At 44.5% G+C, this 21,553-nt stretch carries 22 protein-coding genes; 14 read left to right on the top strand and 8 right to left on the bottom strand.

Annotated features, from left to right (window positions below; translation table 11 throughout):
• The first annotated feature begins 101 nt into the window (after nucleotides 1-101).
• The 6 genes from truA (at nucleotide 102) to purF (ending at nucleotide 5,972) form a co-directional block, all read left to right on the top strand.
• Nucleotides 102-896: a tRNA pseudouridine(38-40) synthase TruA gene (gene truA / locus ACMAZD_RS12705; protein ID WP_004734161.1), complete on the top strand. Its 795-nt coding sequence runs from the start codon at nucleotides 102-104 to the stop codon at nucleotides 894-896.
• A gap of 176 nt (nucleotides 897-1,072) precedes the next feature.
• Nucleotides 1,073-1,999: an acetyl-CoA carboxylase, carboxyltransferase subunit beta gene (accD, locus tag ACMAZD_RS12700; RefSeq protein ID WP_435247501.1), complete on the top strand. Its 927-nt coding sequence runs from the start codon at nucleotides 1,073-1,075 to the stop codon at nucleotides 1,997-1,999.
• Between the two features lie 42 nt (nucleotides 2,000-2,041).
• Nucleotides 2,042-3,304, top strand: a complete 1,263-nt coding sequence (folC, locus tag ACMAZD_RS12695) for a bifunctional tetrahydrofolate synthase/dihydrofolate synthase (protein ID WP_435247500.1) — start codon at nucleotides 2,042-2,044, stop codon at nucleotides 3,302-3,304.
• Nucleotides 3,305-3,871 carry an SPOR domain-containing protein gene (locus tag ACMAZD_RS12690; protein ID WP_435247499.1) on the top strand — a complete coding sequence of 189 codons (567 nt, stop codon included), beginning with the start codon at nucleotides 3,305-3,307 and terminating at the stop codon, nucleotides 3,869-3,871.
• 61 nt (nucleotides 3,872-3,932) lie between these two features.
• Nucleotides 3,933-4,424, top strand: a complete 492-nt coding sequence (locus ACMAZD_RS12685; protein ID WP_004734165.1) for a CvpA family protein — start codon at nucleotides 3,933-3,935, stop codon at nucleotides 4,422-4,424.
• A 33-nt stretch (nucleotides 4,425-4,457) separates the two neighbouring features.
• Nucleotides 4,458-5,972 carry an amidophosphoribosyltransferase gene (gene purF / locus ACMAZD_RS12680; RefSeq protein WP_435247498.1) on the top strand — a complete coding sequence of 505 codons (1,515 nt, stop codon included), beginning with the start codon at nucleotides 4,458-4,460 and terminating at the stop codon, nucleotides 5,970-5,972.
• A 78-nt stretch (nucleotides 5,973-6,050) separates the two neighbouring features.
• On the opposite strand, the gene ACMAZD_RS12675 is transcribed toward purF, so the two are convergent.
• Entirely contained in the window at nucleotides 6,051-6,926 is an 876-nt protein-coding gene (locus ACMAZD_RS12675) for a LysR family transcriptional regulator (protein ID WP_435247497.1), read from the bottom strand.
• Nucleotides 6,927-7,154: 228 nt separating this feature from the next.
• On the opposite strand from ACMAZD_RS12675, the gene ACMAZD_RS12670 reads away from it, so the two are divergent.
• From ACMAZD_RS12670 to recR, 7 genes are all read left to right on the top strand, one after another.
• Nucleotides 7,155-8,258 carry a response regulator gene (locus tag ACMAZD_RS12670; protein ID WP_435247496.1) on the top strand — a complete coding sequence of 368 codons (1,104 nt, stop codon included), beginning with the start codon at nucleotides 7,155-7,157 and terminating at the stop codon, nucleotides 8,256-8,258.
• 148 nt (nucleotides 8,259-8,406) lie between these two features.
• Nucleotides 8,407-8,544, top strand: a complete 138-nt coding sequence (locus ACMAZD_RS12665; protein WP_017106167.1) for a hypothetical protein — start codon at nucleotides 8,407-8,409, stop codon at nucleotides 8,542-8,544.
• A 74-nt stretch (nucleotides 8,545-8,618) separates the two neighbouring features.
• Nucleotides 8,619-8,990 carry a YbaN family protein gene (locus tag ACMAZD_RS12660; RefSeq protein ID WP_435249372.1) on the top strand — a complete coding sequence of 124 codons (372 nt, stop codon included), beginning with the start codon at nucleotides 8,619-8,621 and terminating at the stop codon, nucleotides 8,988-8,990.
• 163 nt (nucleotides 8,991-9,153) lie between these two features.
• Complete coding sequence (apt, locus tag ACMAZD_RS12655; protein WP_102438837.1) at nucleotides 9,154-9,699, top strand: adenine phosphoribosyltransferase; 546 nt, start codon at nucleotides 9,154-9,156, stop codon at nucleotides 9,697-9,699.
• A 17-nt stretch (nucleotides 9,700-9,716) separates the two neighbouring features.
• A complete protein-coding gene (dnaX, locus tag ACMAZD_RS12650) occupies nucleotides 9,717-11,999 on the top strand; it encodes a DNA polymerase III subunit gamma/tau (protein WP_435247495.1) in 2,283 nt (760 codons plus the stop codon).
• 184 nt (nucleotides 12,000-12,183) lie between these two features.
• Nucleotides 12,184-12,513, top strand: coding sequence for a YbaB/EbfC family nucleoid-associated protein (locus ACMAZD_RS12645; protein WP_009848672.1), 330 nt, complete (start codon nucleotides 12,184-12,186; stop codon nucleotides 12,511-12,513).
• Between the two features lie 81 nt (nucleotides 12,514-12,594).
• Complete coding sequence (gene recR / locus ACMAZD_RS12640) at nucleotides 12,595-13,194, top strand: recombination mediator RecR (RefSeq protein ID WP_017111149.1); 600 nt, start codon at nucleotides 12,595-12,597, stop codon at nucleotides 13,192-13,194.
• Nucleotides 13,195-13,289: 95 nt separating this feature from the next.
• Here the strand turns inward: recR and aqpZ are convergent, their stop codons facing one another.
• Both aqpZ and ACMAZD_RS12630 read right to left on the bottom strand, forming a co-directional pair.
• Complete coding sequence (gene aqpZ, locus ACMAZD_RS12635; protein WP_435247494.1) at nucleotides 13,290-13,985, bottom strand: aquaporin Z; 696 nt, start codon at nucleotides 13,983-13,985, stop codon at nucleotides 13,290-13,292.
• An 87-nt stretch (nucleotides 13,986-14,072) separates the two neighbouring features.
• A complete protein-coding gene (locus ACMAZD_RS12630; protein WP_435247493.1) occupies nucleotides 14,073-14,321 on the bottom strand; it encodes a YkgJ family cysteine cluster protein in 249 nt (82 codons plus the stop codon).
• 159 nt (nucleotides 14,322-14,480) lie between these two features.
• Between ACMAZD_RS12630 and ACMAZD_RS12625 the strand changes: the two genes are divergently transcribed.
• Nucleotides 14,481-14,918, top strand: coding sequence for a YcgN family cysteine cluster protein (locus tag ACMAZD_RS12625; protein ID WP_435247492.1), 438 nt, complete (start codon nucleotides 14,481-14,483; stop codon nucleotides 14,916-14,918).
• Nucleotides 14,919-15,087: 169 nt separating this feature from the next.
• On the opposite strand, the gene ACMAZD_RS12620 is transcribed toward ACMAZD_RS12625, so the two are convergent.
• The 5 genes from ACMAZD_RS12620 to rlmA all read right to left on the bottom strand — a co-directional run bounded on the left by ACMAZD_RS12620 (nucleotide 15,088) and on the right by rlmA (nucleotide 21,361).
• A complete protein-coding gene (locus ACMAZD_RS12620; protein WP_435247491.1) occupies nucleotides 15,088-16,665 on the bottom strand; it encodes an alkaline phosphatase in 1,578 nt (525 codons plus the stop codon).
• Nucleotides 16,666-16,858: 193 nt separating this feature from the next.
• Nucleotides 16,859-18,745 (bottom strand): BCCT family transporter, encoded by a 1,887-nt coding sequence (locus ACMAZD_RS12615; protein WP_435247490.1) that lies wholly within the window; start codon nucleotides 18,743-18,745, stop codon nucleotides 16,859-16,861.
• Nucleotides 18,746-18,914: 169 nt separating this feature from the next.
• Nucleotides 18,915-19,268 carry a hypothetical protein gene (locus ACMAZD_RS12610; protein WP_435247489.1) on the bottom strand — a complete coding sequence of 118 codons (354 nt, stop codon included), beginning with the start codon at nucleotides 19,266-19,268 and terminating at the stop codon, nucleotides 18,915-18,917.
• A gap of 242 nt (nucleotides 19,269-19,510) precedes the next feature.
• Nucleotides 19,511-20,470, bottom strand: a complete 960-nt coding sequence (locus ACMAZD_RS12605; protein ID WP_435247488.1) for a ChaN family lipoprotein — start codon at nucleotides 20,468-20,470, stop codon at nucleotides 19,511-19,513.
• Between the two features lie 75 nt (nucleotides 20,471-20,545).
• The gene (rlmA, locus tag ACMAZD_RS12600; protein ID WP_435247487.1) at nucleotides 20,546-21,361 is read right to left on the bottom strand and encodes a 23S rRNA (guanine(745)-N(1))-methyltransferase; all 816 of its coding nucleotides are present in this window, start codon (nucleotides 21,359-21,361) and stop codon (nucleotides 20,546-20,548) included.
• Nucleotides 21,362-21,553: the final 192 nt, after the last annotated feature.

Here is a 21,553-nt window from a genome sequence, read left to right as displayed (position 1 = left end):
TGCAGACCTTTCTTTTAATATTGCTGATTTAGCCCCATCCGATTTGGGGTAGCACTGATTTCCGTATATACTTCTTGCCCATTTTCAAAGAGAACAAGAACATGAAAATTGCTTTAGGTATTGAATATAACGGTACCCACTACTTTGGTTGGCAGCGCCAACGAGATGTGAAAAGTGTCCAAGAAGAATTGGAAAAGGCTCTTTCTGTTGTCGCGAATCACCCTGTAGAAGTTATGTGCGCAGGCCGAACAGATGCCGGTGTTCACGGTACGGGACAAGTCGTTCACTTTGAAACTAATGTCGATCGCAAGATGGTGGCATGGACAATGGGCGCTAATGCCAACATGCCGAAAGATATTGCTGTACGTTGGGCGACAGAAGTGAATGAAGATTTTCATGCTCGTTTCTCTGCTACCGCTCGTCGTTACCGCTATATTATCTTTAATCATGCACTGCGCCCAGGCATTCTTAATTCAGGAGTGAGCCATTACCATGGTCACCTTGATGAGAAAAAAATGCATGAAGCGGGTCAGTACTTGTTAGGCGAGAACGACTTCACTTCATTCAGAGCGACACATTGTCAATCTCGTAGCCCATGGCGAAATATGATTCACTTAAATGTGACTCGTCACGGACACTACATAGTGATCGATATTAAAGCGAATGCGTTTGTTCACCATATGGTGAGGAATATTACTGGCAGCTTAATTGCGGTAGGTAAAGGTGAGCAGAAACCAGAGTGGATCCAGTGGCTTTTAGAGGCTAAAGATCGAAAAGTAGCAGGCGCAACCGCAAAAGCGGAAGGTCTGTATCTGGTTGATGTTGATTATCCTGAACATTTTGAGCTACCACGAGAGCCAATTGGCCCTCTATTTTTACCGGATAATTTGAACTAAATGTGAGACTTAGGTTCAAAATTTATTACGGTTTCGTGCGTAAAATAGCGAGAGAAAATAGGTACAACCAGTTTTTTATCTACAGTCGCTGTTTTATGTGCTTTAATTCCCACGCATAATTCCCAAATTTATTTCTTTCGCAATCAAGCGGAGGAATCGAAACAAAAAGGTCTTCCATGAGTTGGCTTGAAAAGATTTTAGAAAAAAGCAACATTGTTACATCTCGTAAAGCGTCTATCCCTGAGGGTGTTTGGACTAAATGTACTTCTTGTGAGCAGGTTCTCTACCATGCTGAACTTGAGCGTAACCTAGAAGTATGTCCAAAATGTGACCATCACATGCGCATGAAAGCTCGCCGTCGTCTGGATACCTTCCTAGATAAAGGTGAGCGTGTCGAACTAGGTGCTGATCTTGAGCCACAAGACAAACTGAAGTTTAAAGACTCTAAGCGTTACAAAGACCGTATTTCTGCTGCTCAGAAGAACAGTGGTGAGACAGATGCATTAGTTGCAATGAAAGGCGAACTGCTTGGTTTACCTATCGTAGCGTGTGCTTTTGAATTCTCATTCATGGGCGGTTCAATGGGTTCTGTTGTTGGTGCTCGCTTTGTGAAAGCAGTAGACGCAGCTATTGAAAACAACTGTGGTTTAGTTTGTTTCTCTGCAAGTGGTGGTGCACGTATGCAAGAGGCGCTTATGTCTCTAATGCAAATGGCAAAAACCAGTGCTGCGCTAGAGCGTTTATCTGCGAAAGGACTACCGTTTGTTTCAGTTATGACTGATCCAACAATGGGTGGTGTTTCTGCAAGTTTGGCAATGCTTGGCGATATCAACATCGGTGAGCCAAAAGCATTGATCGGTTTCGCTGGACGTCGTGTAATCGAACAAACTGTACGTGAAGACCTTCCTGAAGGTTTCCAACGCAGTGAGTTCCTACTTGACCACGGTGCTATCGACATGATCGTTGACCGTCGTGAGATGCGTCAGCGTGTTGCAAGCCTTGTTGCTAAAATGACCAACCAGCCTTCGCCATTAGTAGTTTCTGTGAACGATTCACCGAATGAAGCTACTTATGAAGTACCAGAAGCGCCAGAAAAAGGGTAAAGTACCTTCTAACAAACCTACTTAATTATGGTTATGAGTTAGATGAGTCAACAACCTATTCCTCAAGCCACATCCTCATTAGAGATGTGGCTTGATTATTTATCAAACATCCATACAAGCGCTATTGAGCTTGGGTTAGACCGAGTTCAGGCCGTCGCCTCGAAGGCAAATCTCACTAAACCTGCTAAACACGTGATTACCGTTGCCGGAACCAATGGCAAAGGCTCAACATGTGCCTTAATGGAAGCTATTCTATTGGACGCTGGTTACTCCGTTGGTGTCTACAGTTCTCCTCACTTAATTCGCTATAACGAACGCGTTCGTATTAACGGCCAAGACCTGTCTGATGAAAAGATGGTTCAATCTTTCGACTTCATTGAGAAAGAGCGTGGTGAAATCAGCCTGAGCTTCTTCGAATACGGTACTTTGGCCGCGTTACGTGCGTTTCAAACCGAAGCCGTAGATGTTGTTCTATTAGAAGTGGGTCTGGGCGGACGTTTAGACGCGACGAACATTGTTGATCATGAGGTGTCTGTAATCACTAGCTTGGCTGTCGACCACGTTGATTGGCTGGGTGATGACATTAATGTGATTGGCTTTGAGAAAGCGGGTATCTATCGTAGTGGTAAACCAGCTATTTGTGGTCAACCTAAGCCGCCTGCAACGGTTGCTGCGCATGCTGATGACATTAAGGCTGAGTTCTACCAAGTCGGTATTCAATATACCTACGAAGTTAACGGCGATAGCTGGAATTGGAACAGCGGTGCATTCCGACTGGACGCATTGCCTATTCCTAGCTTACCGCTACCGAATGCGGCAACTGCATTAATGGCGCTAGGGACTTCAGAACTTAGCATCAGTGATGTCAATGTCGTTAACGGTTTGAACAACGCACAGCTTCCTGGACGTATGCAACAAGTTAGCGACCAACCCGTGATTGTGTTAGATGTGGCTCATAACCCACATTCTGCTGAGTATTTTGCACAACAAGTGACTCAAAAGTATGCAGGAAAAAATTTACATGTTGTAGTCGCCATGCTTCATGACAAAGATATTCCCGCGACATTGGAAGTATTAGCACCAGTTGCAACACATTGGTACCCAGCTTCACTGCAAGGGCCACGTGCAGCAACAGCCGCTGAATTATGTCAAAGCCTCCCACAAGGTGTTGAGCAGCATTCAAACCCTGTCGCAGCGTTTGAAGCGGCTTTATCTGCAGTTAAAGGTGATGATGTGGTGTTGGTGGTCGGTTCTTTCCATACTGTTGGAGAAGTCTTGGAGCATTGGCAGAAAAAAGGAAACTAAATGGCAAGTAAATTCCAAAGCCGATTAGTCGGTACCATCATTTTAGTTGCGATTGGCGTTATTGTATTGCCAGACGTACTTGATGGTAAGAAGCTCCATTATAAAGAGGAGTTTGCAAGCATTCCGATTAAGCCTGAGCTTGATAGTAATGTTGAGGTTTTTGAAGTTCTCGACCCTGTTGAAGATCAGATTGCATTACCGGACTCTCCGGTTGAGCAAGTGATTGAAAGTGGCAATTCAGAAACCCAAACCGCGTCAACTTCAAATAATAAAGAAGCTGATAAAGTGGCCGTGGTGGTTAAACCGGTACCTGAAAAAAATGAATACCAAGACAGTGCTTGGCTGATTCAATTGATGGCTTTGAAGAATGCTGACAATGCAAAAAGCATGGTTAAGGATTTACAAAAGCGCGGTTACCAAGCCCACACGAAGCAAGAAAAAACTTTTACGCGAGTAATTATTGGTCCCGATGTCTCTAAATCCAAACTCGAGCGACAAATTAAGGAATTAGAAAAAATCACGGGTTCAAAAGGCCAGTTGCTCAAATTTAAACCGTTAAATCCATAAGAAAACGTTTGCGTCAGCATTTTTTCTGTTAAAATGCGCGCCAACTTAAGATGAAGAATTCATGAATTGGTTAGATTTTGTCATTTTAGGCGTGATCGGCTTTTCTGCCGTGATCAGTTTAGTTCGTGGTTTCGCTAAAGAAGCGTTGTCATTAGTTATTTGGTTTGGAGCATTTTTTATTGCTAGCCAGTACTACGCTAAATTAGCAATGTACTTCACCAATATCGAAGATGAGATGTTTCGTAACGGAACTGCGATAGCAGCATTGTTTGTTGCAACGTTAGTTGTTGGTGCCTTAGTTAACTATGTCATCGGTCAACTAGTTCAGAAAACAGGCCTGTCGGGTACAGACAGAATCCTCGGTGTCGTTTTTGGCGGTTTACGTGGTGTTCTGATTGTCTCAGCAGTGTTGTTTTTCATGGATGCGTTTACTGCATTCCCAAGTTCTGAGTGGTGGGAGAATTCGCAGTTGGTTCCGGAGTTTAGCCGAATCATTGCGCCGTTCTTTGAGCATTTACAAGCAACATCTAGTTTCTTATCTGGCGCGCTTTAGCGCCAGTTAATGTCGAAAATCGAGGATTAGGACATGTGTGGTATTGTTGGAATCGTGGGTTCAACACCTGTAAACCAGTCTATTTATGACGCTTTAACGGTATTGCAGCATCGTGGCCAAGATGCCGCTGGTATTTGTACCATAGAAAGCAATCGTTTCCGTCTGCGTAAGGCGAACGGATTAGTTAAAGATGTTTTTGAAGCAAAACACATGCAGCGCCTCCAAGGTAACGTTGGTATTGGTCATGTTCGTTATCCTACAGCGGGAAGTTCTAGTGCTTCTGAAGCGCAACCTTTCTACGTAAACTCTCCTTTTGGCATCACGTTGGCGCATAATGGCAACCTAACGAATGCAAGTGAAGTTCGTGCGAAGTTGTTCGAAAAAGACCGTCGTCATGTCAATACAACGTCTGATTCTGAAGTTCTACTGAACGTATTGGCTCATGAGATCGATACTGTCAAAGGTAATGTGACTTCAGAAGATGTGTTCCGCGCAGTTGCAAACGTGCACCGTACTATTCGTGGTGCTTACGCAGTGACAGCGATGATCATCGGCCACGGGATGATCGCGTTCCGTGACCCACATGGTATTCGTCCACTGTGTCTTGGTAAGCGTGAGACTAATGGTAAAACAGAGTACATGGTTGCGTCTGAGTCAGTAGCGTTAGACGCTGTTGGTTTTGATTTTATGCGCGATGTTGCTCCTGGTGAAGCTATCTACGCAACATTCGATGGTGAGCTTTTCACTAAACAATGCGCAGACAACCCACAACTAAACCCATGTATCTTTGAGTTTGTTTACTTTGCTCGTCCTGATTCATTCATCGATAAAATTTCGGTTTACAGCGCACGCGTTGAGATGGGGGAGATGTTAGGTAAGCGCATTAAAGAAGAGTACGCAAACTTAGACATTGACGTGGTTATTCCAATTCCTGAAACATCAAACGATATCGCGCTACGAATTGCTCAAGCGATTGATAAGCCATATCGTCAAGGTTTCGTGAAAAACCGCTACGTTGGTCGCACGTTTATCATGCCTGGTCAGCAACAGCGTAAGAAGTCAGTTCGCCGTAAACTCAACGCGATTCGTTCTGAGTTTAAAGGCAAGAACGTTTTATTGGTTGATGACTCGATTGTTCGCGGTACAACATCAGAACAGATCATTGAGATGGCTCGTGATTCTGGCGCAAGCAAAGTCTTCATGGTTTCTGCTGCTCCTGAGGTTCGTTTCCCGAACGTTTATGGTATTGATATGCCAAGCGCGACTGAGCTTATTGCTCATGGCCGTGACAACGAAACGATTTGTAAACAGATTGGCGCAGACGCTTTGATTTTCCAAACGCTACCAGACTTGATCTCTGCTGTAGGTATGGGTAATCAAGACATCTCTCGTTTTGATACGTCAGTATTCAACGGCGAGTATGTAACGGGCGATATCGACCAAGCGTACCTAGATTTCCTAGATTCTTTACGTAATGACGATTCAAAGGTTGAGCGTGAGATTCAACAAGATCTCGCTAACCTAGAGTTACATAACGAAGGTGCTTAGCGTACTCATAAAAAATGGGTAATAAAAAACCAGAGCATCGGCTCTGGTTTTTTTGTTTACGGGGAAGGGGATTGAATCTTAGTGAATGTGGTATGCGATCACAAAATCGATAAACAATCTAACCTTTTCTGGCAGGTGGTCTTTGTGGTTATAAAGCATGTAAATATCACGAGGGTTAGCACTCCAGTCTTCTAAGACTTGCACTAAGCTGCCATCTTCAATGTATTCACGGATCATTACATCAGGCATTAGGGTGATACCTAGGCCTTCAGAACAGGCTTGTCTCACAACATTAAGCGCATTCGCATTGAAACGACCTTTCTCGCTGTTGATCACGGTCTCTTCATTCGAGTTACTCAGTTGCCACTTAATCAGCGGGTAACCTTTGAGTAGAGAATGATTCGCCAGTTCTTCTGCGTGGCTTGGAGCTGGGTTTTTCGCTAAATAGTCAGGGCTTGCGATCAGAATGTCTTTGACTTCACTGATCTTTCTGGCGATTAAGCTTGAGTCACGCTGCGGCCCGACTCTGAAAATGACATCCCACTCGGTTGGGTCGAGCTGATCAGCTTGGTTATTCATCATTAACTCAATATTGATATCAGGGTATTGAGTCATGAATTCGCTGAACATCGGCATCATCATGCGCTTAGTCAGGTTGGAGGGGGCGGTAATACGAATCTTTCCTGAAGCACCTTTACATACGTCAGTGAGCTCTTCTGCAGTAGAAGACAGACGTTGCAGTAACGGAGAGCATTCATTGAAAAAACGTTCGCCAGCCTCTGTTAAAGAAAGTTTACGCGCGTGTCTATTGAGAAGCCTTAGGTTCAAAGAATCTTCTAGGGCTTGGATGCGTCGTGTAATGGTCGCAACCGGAATCATAGTCTTGCGCGATGTTGCGGTGTAGCTCCCATTTTCAACGACGAGTCGAAAGAGGTTTAAATCATCTAATTTCATAAATCCAGACACATTTGTTTACAATCTCATCTAATTTATACGTAACAGTGAGATCAATGTTTGCGTTACGTCAACTCGTTGCACTATTTACCAGTATTCCAACCCTCGTCACGAATTACCAGTAAAGAGTGCATATTTGTGTATTTAGCATTTTATTACTAAGTTTTATATTAGTTCTTAAAACGGATAACAATAATAATTCGACTTAGTTTTGTGAGGTTATAGATTATGTACAAAACTCACAGTCAGCCAGTAGTGACCTCGGCTCAGGACGTTCCCAACCAGAAATGCGTTATGTTGGTTGATGATGATCCTATTTTTCGCCGTATAACCAGCGCGTATTTAGACAAGATTGGTTATAAAGTGGTTGAGGCTGAAAATGGACTGGACGCTCTGCAAAAACTTAGAGACTCAGCGCCAGATTTAATTGTGTGTGACTTATCAATGCCGATTTTGGACGGCATCGAGCTAGTAGAAGAGCTCAGTTTGGAGTATCCGTCATTGCCGATGATCGTTGTATCAGGGACTGATGACATGTCAGATGTCGCAAAAGCACTGCGTTTTGGTATCAAAGACTTTCTGGCGAAGCCGTTGGAAGATCTTGGCCACTTAGGAAGCGCGATAGCGAATACATTAAAAGATTCGTTCGACAATATTTCAGATCATCGAGATTTCTCAAGCCAATGGTTTTGTGTCGATGATGGTGGAGAGATTCCTGAAGACCAAGAGCTGCATTGGCACTTAAATTACTTGCAAGACAATCCAAGTGCTGCAAAAGACTTGCTGCATGCGTTGTTACCTGAAAAAGACACCAAGCAAGGTGCATGGCGTTGTAGCTACAGATTATTGCAGTCGACAGAAATGATGCCGCTTGTTTTCGATTACGCGTGGATGATGAACGGGCAGTTTGCTTTTTACCTCGTCGATTCGTCGTCTGCTGATAATGGAGGCTCTGCAACAACATTGTTGGTGAGAGCTCTGTTCCATGATTACTTGAGAAACCGTAAAGATTTTAATGCCGACCTTAAAGATATTGCTGAAATTCTAGAAAAAGGAATCCAATGCTCTAAGTGTTCAACACCAATCAACGCTTTGTTCGGTGTCGCTGATCTTTCTGAGGGAACCATTTCTATTCTGCCTGCGGGTTTAGACGGACAGTGGTCAAATGGTGAATTGAATCAACATATTGCCGCGGGGGAGCGTTTGGGAGAAAACTGTAAGAAAAATTTCATTACTCGAGACCTGCCCATTCAGCAGGGGTGTCAGTTGACATTGAGCCTACTGGGTTCGGCGAGCTTCAGCTTAGACATCCACCAAGGGTCAACCGATTAACCCTATTTTTCCTCGGTTTTTGTGAATAATTGATTAAGGTATAGTTGCACAAATGGTGTGGCTATGCCTTTTTTGTTAAATGTCGATTTAGCAAAGCGGGTTTGGTTCGCCAGATACTTACCTTTACTAACAAAAATAAGAAGCAATCATGGCAGATAACAAAGACTTTAAAGACCCGTTTAATGTATTCTATTTTCTCGGTTTTTTAGCCGCATTTTTAATGATTCCATTGCTACCAGCAACACTAACGTTGATTCGTGTATTCAATGGTTACGCAACATTCTAGTTAAGTTATTTTAGTCAACCTATGATAGCCAACTCAAGGAGGCCACAATTAGCGTTCGAGTTCTAAGTCTGAATATTGCTGGTGGCCTTTGTATATTCCTCGCGGTTTTAGGTATTATTTTACCTGTTCTGCCCACAACACCTTTCCTTCTTCTTGCAAGCGCATGCTTCATGCGAAGTAACCCTAAAGTTCACAAATGGATGCATGAGCACAAAACGCTCGGCCCGTTACTGAATAATTGGTGTCAACATGGTGCTGTGACCAAGCAAGTTAAAACGCGTGGCGTATTCTTTATCTTGTTGAGTTTTGCGTTATCGATCTACTTTGCCCCGATCATTTGGGTCAAGGCCTTCCTAATTTGTGTACTTGTTATTCTTCTCACATGGTTTATGCGACTTCCAACCCATGAGTTAGTTGCTGACAGCAAAGAAAATCACTACCATTAAGGCAGTGTGCCTGCTTTAATAGCGGGCGTTTATTATTTCAGCAATCAGAGTTATGACTCTCATTGCAATGAATACCAATCGTACCTTTCCTTAATCCAGTGCATTAACGTGTTTGACTCGTTAGTGAGAGTTTGGAAAGCGGCCTAATGAAGTGCATAAGATTATGAACACAGAAAAAATCGCTCTGATCAAAGCAAGCATCAAAACCATTCCTGATTACCCAAAAGCGGGTATTTTATTCCGTGACGTGACAAGCTTGATGGAAGATCCAGCCGCGTACAAAGCGACGATCGCACTGTTAGCGGAAACATATAAGGACATGGGCTTTACTAAGATCGTGGGTACTGAAGCTCGTGGTTTCTTGTTTGGTGCGCCTTTAGCTCTAGAGCTAGGTGTTGGCTTTGTTCCTGTTCGTAAGCCAGGCAAGCTGCCTCGTGAAGTTGTGGCGCAATCTTATGAGCTTGAGTACGGCACGGATACGTTAGAAATCCATACGGACGCTATCGTAGAAGGCGACAAAGTACTTATGGTTGATGACTTGCTAGCAACTGGCGGCACGATTGAAGCAACAACTAAGTTGATCCGTCAACTTGGCGGTGTGGTAGAGCACGCTGCATTCGTTATTAACCTTCCAGAAATCGGTGGTGAAAAACGCTTACAAGGTTTAGATCTTGAAGTGTTTAGCATCTGCGAGTTCGACGGTCACTAATCCTTTCGGAATTATTCATGAGCTATCTTGCGTTAGCGCGAAAATGGCGACCAACCAAATTCAAAGAAGTGGTTGGTCAAGCCCATGTTTTAACAGCATTAGAGAATGCACTTAGCCAGAACAGATTGCACCATGCTTACCTGTTCAGCGGGACTCGAGGTGTCGGTAAAACGACCATCGGCCGATTATTTGCTAAGGGTCTAAACTGTGAAACAGGCATTACCTCAACACCTTGTGGTGAGTGTGCAACCTGTAAAGAGATTGATGAAGGTCGTTTTGTTGATCTTCTTGAAATCGATGCTGCATCTCGAACTAAGGTAGAAGATACCCGCGAGCTTTTGGACAACGTCCAGTATAAGCCTGCACGTGGTCGCTTCAAGGTTTACCTGATCGATGAAGTACACATGCTGTCTAGGCACAGTTTCAACGCGCTTCTAAAAACCTTAGAAGAGCCGCCTGAGTATGTGAAGTTCTTGCTCGCAACGACCGATCCACAAAAGCTTCCGGTTACGATTCTTTCGCGTTGTCTTCAGTTTCATCTCAAGCCTATTAGCGTCGATAATATCCATGAGCAGCTCGATCATATTCTTGCACAAGAAAGTGTGACCTCAGAGTCTCGTGCACTTGGCATGATTGCTCATGCTGCTGACGGCAGTATGCGTGATGCACTGAGTCTTACGGATCAAGCTATTGCGTTGGGTAACGGTAATGTCGAAACGGACACTGTTGCTCATATGCTTGGTACGCTGGACACTGACCAAGCGATTCATCTACTTGAAGCGATCAGCAGTAAGCAGCCAAAAGTGGCGATGGCTTGCATCCAAGGTCTTGCCGAGAATGGCGTGGAATGGGATGGGTTGTTGAGTCAACTTGCGACCCAATTGCATCGTCTGGCCATGTACCAAGCGCTGCCATCCACCTTAGATAAAGCGCAGCCTGATGCTGAACGTCTAGAGTTGCTTAGCAAAGCGCTGAGCCCACAAGATATCCAACTGTACTATCAGATTGTGTTGAAAGGGCGTCAAGACCTACCATTATCACCAACCGCTCGTGTTGGCATTGAGATGGTGGTTCTGCGTATGTTGGCATTCAGACCTGCAGAACAAATTAGTGCAACGGCTATCTCGACGGAGTCGACTAGCCCAGCGCTAGCAGTTCAAGGACAAGTTCCAGCTCAAAGCGTTGCTCAGCCTGTGAGTCAACCTGCACCAATGGCCGCTCCTAGACAGCCCGCTCAGGCTCCTGCGGTTTCACAGCCTCAAGTGCAGCAACCAGCGCCTCAACAAACTCCTGTTCAGCAGCCAGTGCAACAGCAACATCAACAACAGAACCCGGCACAATATTCAGATTCGCAAGGTTACGCTGATCATTCAGGCAACCAAGGTTATCCAGAACAGGATTACCCGCACAGTCAGTATGACGCATCACCGGCTTATGACGAAAGTCCTAGCTACGGTGCGGAGCAAGCGATGAGTCCTGCGACTCCGCAAATGCCACCACAGCAGAACCAAGCGACGAATCAGAGCCAGCCTCAACAGGCAAGCACTGAACCGACGCAACAAGAGCAACCAGCACGCTCTTCATCGCCAGTAAGTGGTTTACGCCACCAACTGCGTTCTCAACGCAGAGGCAGTGCAGCTCCAGAAAGTAAAGGTTCAACGCCAAAAAAGGCTAAAGCGACACCAGCCAAAACTTCAGTTCTTGACCGAGTTGCTCAGCAACACGGTGGTTCTGAGCGGGTGTCGCCAGCTTCTTTAAAGACCTCTTCGACAGAAAATGTTACCAATGATAATGAACCTTATCGTTGGAAACCGTCTAAACCTATAGTAAAAGAAGTCAGCAAAGAGCTTACACCAACTCAGATCAAGCGCGCGCTTGAGCATATTAAGACTCCAGAAATGGTCGAGAAATTGCTCAAAGAATCTATTGCTCAAGATGACTGGTCCGCCACGATTCAAAAGCTAGAGACCGCGAAGCTTGTTGAGCAGTTAGCGTTGAACTCAGTGTTTGATAAAAATGGCACTTCGATTGCCTTAACGTTGAGAGCGAGCCAAGCTCACTTAAATACCGACCGTGCACAAAGCGAGCTATTAAAGTCGCTCAATGCTGTGCTCGGAGAAGAGTGTCATTTGAGTGTGGAAATCGGCGATGGTGGGGAAACGCCACTAGAATTAAGAGAAAGGCTGTATCAAAGCAAGTTGAAAGACGCGTTTTCTAGTTTGGAGAACGATGCCAACGTACAGTTTATCGAAAGACGTTTTGCTGCCGAGCTTGATAGAGATAGCGTTCGTCCAATATAACGTTCCTCCAATGCAACGTTCTATCAGGATAGATACCTCTTTCATTTAGTGATGGGCATATCATCCTTGGAAAGCAAATCAGAGAACTGAATTCGTGGGGTTGAATCACAGAGCTTTAACCCCCATTTAAGCCCTTAGTAGCTTAAATGATTTTAATAAACCAATTAGACCAGAGAGTAATAACATGTTTGGTAAAGGCGGTATGGGCAACATGATGAAGCAAGCCCAGCAAATGCAAGAGCGCATGCAAAAGCTTCAAGAAGAAATCGCAAATATGGAAGTTACAGGTGAGTCAGGTGCTGGCCTTGTAAAAGTTACGATTACTGGTAGTCACAGTGTTCGTCGCGTTGATATCGATGAAAGCCTAATGGAAGACGATAAAGAGATGCTTGAAGATCTTATCGCAGCCGCTTTCAACGATGCAGCTCGTCGTGTTGAAGAGACTCAAAAAGAGAAAATGGCTGGCGTAACTGGTGGGATGCAACTTCCACCAGGTATGAAAATGCCTTTCTAAGCGGCTTATTTATAAGAGACTTGTCTCTATCAACGGCCTATTTTGAATAGGCCGTTACTTTAAAAGTTAGAACGGTTAAATATGCGTACCAGTCATATGCTGGAACATTTGATGGAGGCCTTACGTTGTCTACCTGGGGTTGGCCCCAAGTCGGCGCAGCGTATGGCCTTTCATTTGTTACAGCGCGATAGAAAAGGCGGCCTACAGTTGGCTGAAGCTCTTAGCCAAGCAATGACTGAAATTGGTCATTGTAATGAGTGCCGTACTTTTACTGAAGAAGATACTTGCCACATTTGTACCAACCCTAAACGTCAGGATAACGGTCAAATCTGTGTAGTTGAGAGCCCTGCAGACATTGCAGCCATTGAAGCAACTGGCCAATATTCAGGTCGTTACTTTGTGCTTATGGGGCACCTTTCACCACTGGATGGTATCGGTCCAAGTGATATCGGTCTCGATGTTTTGGATTACCGTTTACGTCGTGGTGATATCACTGAAGTAATTCTAGCGACCAACCCGACAGTTGAAGGGGAAGCAACAGCGCATTACATTGCTGAGCTATGCAATGCCCATGAAGTGAACGCAAGTCGTATCGCACATGGTGTTCCCGTTGGTGGTGAGCTAGAGCTGGTGGACGGCACCACGCTTTCGCACTCCTTACTCGGCCGTCATAAGATCTAAAAAAGCCGCTTGGTGAATAATCACTAAGCAGCTTTTTCTTTTTTGTTATAAAGCTCTATTCTGAAACGTGCCTACTCTAAAATTTTTTCAAACGATTAATCAGAGCCACGCACGGCTTTATAAATCGCAGCGCCAATCACGGCACCAATAATCGGTGCAATCCAGAATAGCCATAATTGTGAAACAGCCCAGTCCCCAACAAATACGGCTACACCAGTACTTCGAGCAGGGTTCACAGAGGTATTAGTGACGGGGATACTGATAAGGTGGATCAAGGTTAAACAAAGACCAATCGCGATAGGTGTAAATCCAGCCGGTGCTTTCGCATCGGTTGCCCCCATGATCACAAATAGGAACATCATAGTCATGACCATTTCACACACGAGTGCTGCTGTTAGCGAATAGCCACCCGGTGAGTGCTCACCGTAACCATTCGAAGCAAAGCCTGATGAGACAACGTCAAAACCTGCTTGACCAGAAGCAATCACAAATAGCACGCCGCCCGCGATAATACCGCCAACGCCAATCACCTGAGCGATAATATAAGGCGCAACATCTTTGCCATCAAAGCGACCACCACTCCATAGACCGATGGTGACAGCTGGGTTGAGGTGACAACCTGATATATGCCCAATAGCAAAGGCCATGGTGAGTACGGTTAAACCAAAGGCAAGGGAAACTCCGAGTAGACCAATTCCCACATCAGGGAAAGCCGCGGCTAAGACGGCACTACCACAACCGCCTAACACCAACCAAAACGTACCGAACATTTCTGCGATATACTTATTCATAACTATCCTTATTAATCTTTACCAGTATCAATAAGATAGTTTAGATTTATCAAAGTTGTGAAATCTTGGGCATTTAGAAAAGAAATCTTAGGTAATAGCTTCTAGTTCGATAAGGTTATCGAGAGCTTCTTGGTCCGTCTTTCCACAAATAATAGGGCAGGCTTTGAACTGGTGGCAGACTTTAGGGCGTGAAGGTTGACCAAATAATTTGCATAGATCTTGCTCATTTAATTGAATGCAACGCACACCTGCGGGCTTGCCATCAGGCATTCCAGGAATAGCAGATGTAATACTCGGAGCGATACAACAAGCTCCACAACCTAAACGACATTCCATCAAATTAAACTCACTAAATAACAGGGGGCGCGATAGTAGCAAAAAATAATGGGAGTGACAGCTATTGATTGGATCACAGAATGCACAATTTTTATCCTTGAACTTTTTATGGGCTAACGGTATAACACGCACCCCAGTAAAAGAGTAAGGAGTAATCCTATGACGAATCCATTTTGGCAAGAAAAGACACTAGAGCAAATGACCGAGAATGAGTGGGAATCACTTTGTGACGGTTGTGGTAAGTGTTGCCTACACAAACTAATGGATGAAGATAGCGATGAAGTGTACTACACCAACGTGGCGTGTAGCTGGTTAAACGACAAAACATGTTCGTGTAAAGACTACCCGAACCGTTTCACTTCAGGTGAAGAATGCTTGAAGCTGACTCGTGACAAGATTCATGAATTCCACTGGTTACCCGATACTTGCGCTTACCGTCTTCTATCTGAATCTAAGCCGATCCCTGAATGGCACCCACTGATTACGGGTTCTAAATCTGAGATGCATGCTGCTGGTGAAAGCGTTCGTAACAAAGTGGTATACGAAATCGATGTTGTCGATTGGGAAGACCACATTCTGAACCATCCGAATCACTAAGTATTATAAAAACAGCCGCTCTTTAGCGGCTGTTTTGCTATTTGGCGTCGCCTAAATTTAAACTTACTTAGCTTAAAGGCTTAAAGGCTTAAAGGCTTAAAGGTTTAAAAAATTAAAACAAAAAAACGCCCCGAAGGGCGCTAAGTGAAACGAGCAAAAAAGATTCAGGCTAGTTTACTTGTTGTTTAATGTATTCACCAAGTTCTGAGTGGTGCATGATTTTCGAAACTGGCAGTATCTTTTCAGCAGGGCCCCAAGCAAACACGTTTACTGGTGTATGTGTGTGAGTACCTGTACCCCAAACGATGTTTTGACCTGTTGCTTGTTCGCGAGCAAGCAAGTTACCACGGTCGTTATAAGGGAAGAATGCATCGAAATCGTTGATCGCTGGCACTTCTTCTGCCGATAAGTATTTATGCTGAGCCAATCGGTATGGGTTCGGCTTACTCGCTAATACGTTTTTCGCTTGTTCAGTAGTGACAGGGAACTCACTGCTTTTGTTGACGATTTCAGCGAACTTTTCAGGTGTTTGCTGCGCTTTATCCAGTTTCTGAAATTCACTGATCATGCCGTAGTAGCTTTGCGTCTGATTATACAAACCATCAAGAATATCGAATGCGCCAAAGTTAAAGTTGGGTGCATAGTCGCGATCAGTGAAAGCTTCGCCAGAACGTTTCTGTGGTTTTGGAAGCTTATTAGAAGAGTAGCTGAAGCCAAAAGAACCTGTTTCGTGGTCTGCGGTCACAATCACGAGCGTGTCTTCACGATCTCTCGCCCATTCATACACAGTTTGGATTGCTTCATCGAACTTAAGCAATTCATGCAGCATGGTACCTGCATCGTTACTGTGGCCTGCCCAGTCTATTTGGCCGCCTTCGACCATGAGGAAAAAGCCGTCTTCATCTTTGGATAGGATATTGAGCGCTTTTTGTGTCATCTCTTTCAGGCTTGGCTGAGTTCGTTCGCCACTCTTTTTCTTATTGCTATAAGCGATGCCATCATCCATGCCTGAGTAGGCGAATAGGCCAAGTAGTTTATCGCCTTTAGCGTCGTCTAGCATATTGCGGTTAAACGCCAATTGGTAGCCGTCTTGCTCTGCTTCAGTTAGCAGGTTGCGGTTGTCTTTACGCTTTGACTTTAGGTAAACGTCACCTTGAGTCAGTTGCTCAAGTTGCTTATAAGTTTCACCTTTGTCGTTGGTCGATTTAGGAATCCAATGACGTAGCCCTCCAGATAGCATCACATCAGCGCCCGTTGCTAGCATATCGGATGCAATTTGATTTTCTAAAGAACGGTGAGGTTGGTGAGCGGCAAAAGACGCAGGAGTCGCGTGAGTTAAGCGGGTGTCGGAAACTAAGCCGGTCGCTTTGCCTGCTTTTTTCGCTTTCTCAAGTACTGTCTCAACATGGTTACCCTGGGAATCGATGCCGATTACTTCTGAACCGCTGTAAATACCCGTTGCAAGCATGGTTGCAGAGCAAGCTGAATCCACTACGATTGCGTCTTCCGGATGTGTAAGGGATGAACCAATAACTCCTTCTTGAGCCAGTTGATAAAGGGCCGTTTTTTTCCCTTTATAGATGGAATTTGGCGCTTGGTTTGCGTAGGTTTCTAATAAACCAACTTGCTGAGGTCCCATACCATCGCCAATCATCAGAATGACATTTTTGATTTCTGCTGAGAGTACGTTGAATGAGAGTGTAGAGGCTACCACAGCGGTAACGATTGGTTTTATAAGTTGCTTCATTGGTTATCCCTTTTTATATAAGCGGGATGATTAGAACACCGATTTGTTTCAAAGTCGTTTCATATTTATTTCATCCATATGAAATTGAGCAATAACTCAAGTTTTTAGAAAAGCATAAAAAAAGGCTCACATTTCTGTGAGCCTTTGTCGTATTTAGGAGAGTCCAAATAAATGGACTGTGTCATGGCTAATGTCAAGTAAGTGGCAGTTCAGCAACCACCTGATTGAACGCGACTCGAGCTTTCTGAGCTTGCTCTGATAACTCAACTTTTTTCGCTTGAGCTGTACTTAGGCTGTTTTCAGCCTGCTCAAGTGCTTGTTGTAGGTTTTCAGGAAGTTCATGTGTTTCCATTTGCGCACCTTGTTCAAGAACATAAGCGCGGATTTCTTTCTTCACGTCGGCAAGGGCTTTGTAAGCTTCACGTTCAAGTTCTGCGGCATCTTGTGCTGCGTCTTTCTCTTTCTCGAACTGTGTCAGTGCCATACCTTCTGCTGACCATGGGTCCATGTCTGGCAGCTCTTCTATGTTAATCGTTGGCTCGATGTAACTCTCTTGGTGACGTAAATCGAGGCTCGTTGCACGAACGGCTGAGATCATCAACATCACAGAGATAGCCAGTAGCGGTAAACCACCAACAATCGCAGCTGTTTGAAGCGTACTTAAACCACCAAGGAACATTAGGATCGTCGGTAGGAATGATAGGGTAAATGCCCAAAACATACGGTTCCAACGCATTGGCTCTTCGGTCACGTTATTCTGAACCACAGAAGCCAGAATGTAAGAGATCGAGTCAAAGGTTGTCGCAGTGAAAATAATACACAACAGTGTAAATACGGCGATCACTAAAGTGCTCATTGGCAGTTGTGCCAGCATTGAGAAAATTGCTTTGGTTGCGCCTTCTTCGTTTAGGATTGCGACGACATCTAGTTCACCAGATAACTGCAGGGATAAACCGTAGTTACCTAAGATCATGAAGAATAAGAAACAGCCTAATGAACCAAAGAAGATTGAGCCTGACACCATTTGTTTAATGGTTCTGCCGCGAGAGATACGCGCAACAAACAGGCCCATACTTGGTGCGAAAACTAGCCACCACGCCCAGTAGAAAATGGTCCAATCTTGTGGGAAATGTGTGTTTTCGAAAGTGCCGTAGCCGCCGAATGGTTCAGCCCACGTTGCCATTACGAAGAAGTTAGACAATAGGCGACCAATCGAGTCTAAGCCCGTTTCGAGTATGAAAATCGTTGGACCAGTGATTAATACGAATACCAATAATCCCATCGCACCCCAGAAGTTGATGTTACTGAGGATCTTGATGCCTTTTTCTAAACCCGCATACGATGAGTACGCGAATATCGCAGTACAAACCAAAAGCACCATAACTTGAGTTACGTTATTTTTTGGCAAGCCGAATAGGTGGTTAAGACCTTCAGTAATAAGAGGGGCAGCTAAACCTAACGTTGTCGCAGCGCCACCTAATAGACCAAAGATGAATAGGATATCTACAACTTTACCCGCAACACCACGGCTATGGTGCTCACCCAATACTGGTATCAATGCGCTAGAAATTTTTAGTACAGGTTGTTTACGGACATAGAAAAAGTAGGCAATTGGAATCGCAGGGATTAGGTAAATAGACCAAGCAATTGGACCCCAGTGGAATAAACCATAGGTCGCAGCCCAACGAACGGCTTCTTCACTGCCAGGTTCTAGTTGGAAAGGTGGTGATTGATAGTAGTAAGCCCACTCAATACAACCCCAGTACAAGATACTTGCCCCGATACCACCACAGAAAAGCATTGCTGCCCACGATGCAGTTTTGAACTCAGGTTCTTCATCAGCTTCACCCAGTTTAATTTGTCCCATGTCACTGAACACAACGTAAACCATAAAGGCACAAGCTGCGAGTCCAAGCGCTAGGTACAAGAAACCAAGTTGGTCTGTCATAAATATTTTAGCTACCGCAATCCAGCCTGCTCCTTGCGTCGGAAACATAATCAGCGGGAAGACGATCGTGAGTAGGAGTGCTATCGCACCAAAAAAGGTTGGTTTATCAATAAGCGCAAAAGAGTTTTTCACGAGTATTACTCCATTAAAATGAGAGCGGCATTATGTCGTGAACTCGTATTTTAGGACAAATCGAGTCTGTTGTCGTGACGACAAATCGTTTTTTGCAGTGAAAGAGGCTCAGTGCAATAGGGACAATGCACGTAGTGCAGTAACAGGAATGCAGTAAAGGAAAGTCATATTAAATCAGAGCGAGAAGAATGCCACCAACCGTTGCCGCTGCGGACAAGTATTGCCCTGCTGAATAAGAGTTATCTTCCTCTTCTTCAATCTTATCTGGGTGATCCATACCAAGCGCGCCATGAGCAAATGATTCAACCTTATCAGTTACGGTTTCATTCTCTGACGCAACTCTCTTCGCTTCTTTATCGATTTCTTTAAGGGCAGATAATAGGGCTTTGCCTTCATCAGAAAGCTTAACGGTATTTTGTTCAACCTTAAGAGGTGCAGGCTTTTCAGCTTCAGTGCTTTTAGCTTGTGCGTTCATTTTCGAAGGTGCATACAGCTGAGTGTTACTCATTCCTACTGGCGTCATATCGCTCTCCTTACCTATCCTTAAATATAGTATCGGCAGAGGTGTGAAAAACTTGTGCAATTAATCATCGATAGTGATGCTTTTTATTCGCACATTACATTTTCTTCTGCTTAATTAAAACTGCTTGGTAATTAAGCAATTCCTATGCCGATATCAATATTTATCTTAGGGCGCGATTGAACAAGCTTTTAGCGTACCAGACTTGAACTTAAATAAAGCTTAAGTCTGGATAGTGAATTTATTTAGTCGCACTTGAGATCTGAACCGCGCTTAGACAGATGCTTGTATGCTTTCATTCGGTTCTCTTTTTGAACAAAGCGAGCGGGCGGAGAAAGTACTTTGAGCTGGTAGTCATTAGTATCTGATGAGAACTCGTCAACCGGGCTGATAACGGCCACTTTCAAATCAGGGTTACGACGCAAAATAGAAGCCGCAGTGCCTAAACTTCCTTCTGTGTGGAATTTGCCCGCTACATGAATCACTTGCTGATTGGGGTTCGATGCGAGGTAATCGACAATCGATTCAGCCATGGTTTCGTCCCACGTTACCTGAGCGGCAAACTGCTTTTCTGTTTGCTCTGGTGTGCCGTGATGCATGGAAGCCATGAATTTTTCTTTGTAAGGGCTATCGCCAGTATCGACTTCGGATGCAACCCAGTTTCGTTGCTCTGAAGATAGCAGATCTAGATAAGTTAACCCTTTACGGCCAATACATTGTACAAACGGTTTTGGCGCGTTTGCCGCAATGATATCGACGTCGTTGGTTTTAGCGAACTCCACTAACGCGCGGTAATCACTTTCGTAATTTGGCCAAGCTGCCGCCTGAGACATAAGAACTTGCTCACCAATCTCATCATTTAGATATTGGTTCAATGTGTCTTGATGCTCTCGAGTGAACTGTTCCATTGAAAGCGCAATGTTTGATGTGGCGTTGCGGCGCGCTTTTAAGAAGTCGGTTTGAAAGCGATGGATTGCCGAATGAGTGTGCCATTCACCGATAAGGACCACATCAGAGTCAATCAACTGTTGAGGTAATGCCTCGAGAGACAGCGTTTCGCCTTGTGGAGAAGCAAACTGGTAATCATAGAATGTGGAAACGGTTTCCGTTTGCGTGTTAGCCACTTTTTGAGAAGTGTTGTTTGAAGGTTGATTAGCACAAGCCGTGAGCAGGGTAGCCAATCCGATAAGAATAGTACGTTGCATGAAATGCCTCCTTGAAGAACACGCATACTAAAGGAGGCAAGATGAGATTTCAATGCAAACGATAATCAATATCAATTAAATTTGTTTGCGGTACACTCGCAGCATAAAGTCAGCTTCACAGTTGAATTGCTCAGCATCAGTGAGTTGTTGTTTAAACTCTTCACTCGCTTTCCAAGCAAACGGCGTCATCTGTAGTAGGTCAAATGCGTCTGACCCCGATAGTTCCATCATATAGTTTAGTTGCTCTTGGTGCTCAAGTGTAAAACCTTCGATCACTTCTGGATCTTCATCGTGCAAGCGAACACCATCATAAATCGCATCACGCAGCTGATACAGATGTCGGCTAGCAGGTGTCACGGTGATCACGACGCCATTGTCTTTGATGGTACGCTGTAACTCTTCCGCCTTACATGGCGCATAAATGCGCAGAATTCCGTCTAAGCTATTTTCAGCAAAGGGTAGGCGATGACTCGAAGCAACAGAGAAATCGACCGCAGGGTAGCGTTTAGCCGCGTATTTGATAGCAATCTTAGAAATGTCTAGGCCAAAAGTAGCGCCATTCTTTTCTTGAAGGTTTACCGCAATTTCGTTGGTGTAATATCCTTCGCCACAACCAATATCTAATAGGCTAGGTGCCTCTTCTGGCAGATAGCGAGAACACAGTCCAACAACGGCTTGGCGCATTGGATCGTAGTGGTTGCCTTCAAGGAAGCGGCGACGAGCCTGCATCATCTCTTTGTTGTCACCTGGATCTTTTGAGCGTTTGTGGTGCGCTGGCATCAAATTGACATAGCCTTCTTTCGCTAGGTCGAACTGATGGTTCTTTTCACACTTAAACGTACGATCGTGTCGAGATAAAGGTTGGTGACACAAAGGGCATTGGTAAGTCATGACGATCTCAGAGGCATAGAGTTGGGCGCAGATTCTATCAAAAAGGTCTGCATCAGGCTAAATAAAAAGGTGAGAATATCCGCCTCTAGAATAGTGAGCTTATGGCTTATTACAATAAAAATCAGAGCTTAGGTTTAGGTCACGTTTATTTGCGTTTTTTCTGGGTATCGTCTGGGTCTTTCTACTGTTTAA

It is taken from the genome of Vibrio sp. nBUS_14 (assembly GCF_051201655.1).
Taxonomy (GTDB): Bacteria; Pseudomonadota; Gammaproteobacteria; order Enterobacterales; family Vibrionaceae; genus Vibrio.
Note: the sequence above shows the minus strand (reverse complement) of the source record. Positions and strands in the feature narration are given on the sequence as shown.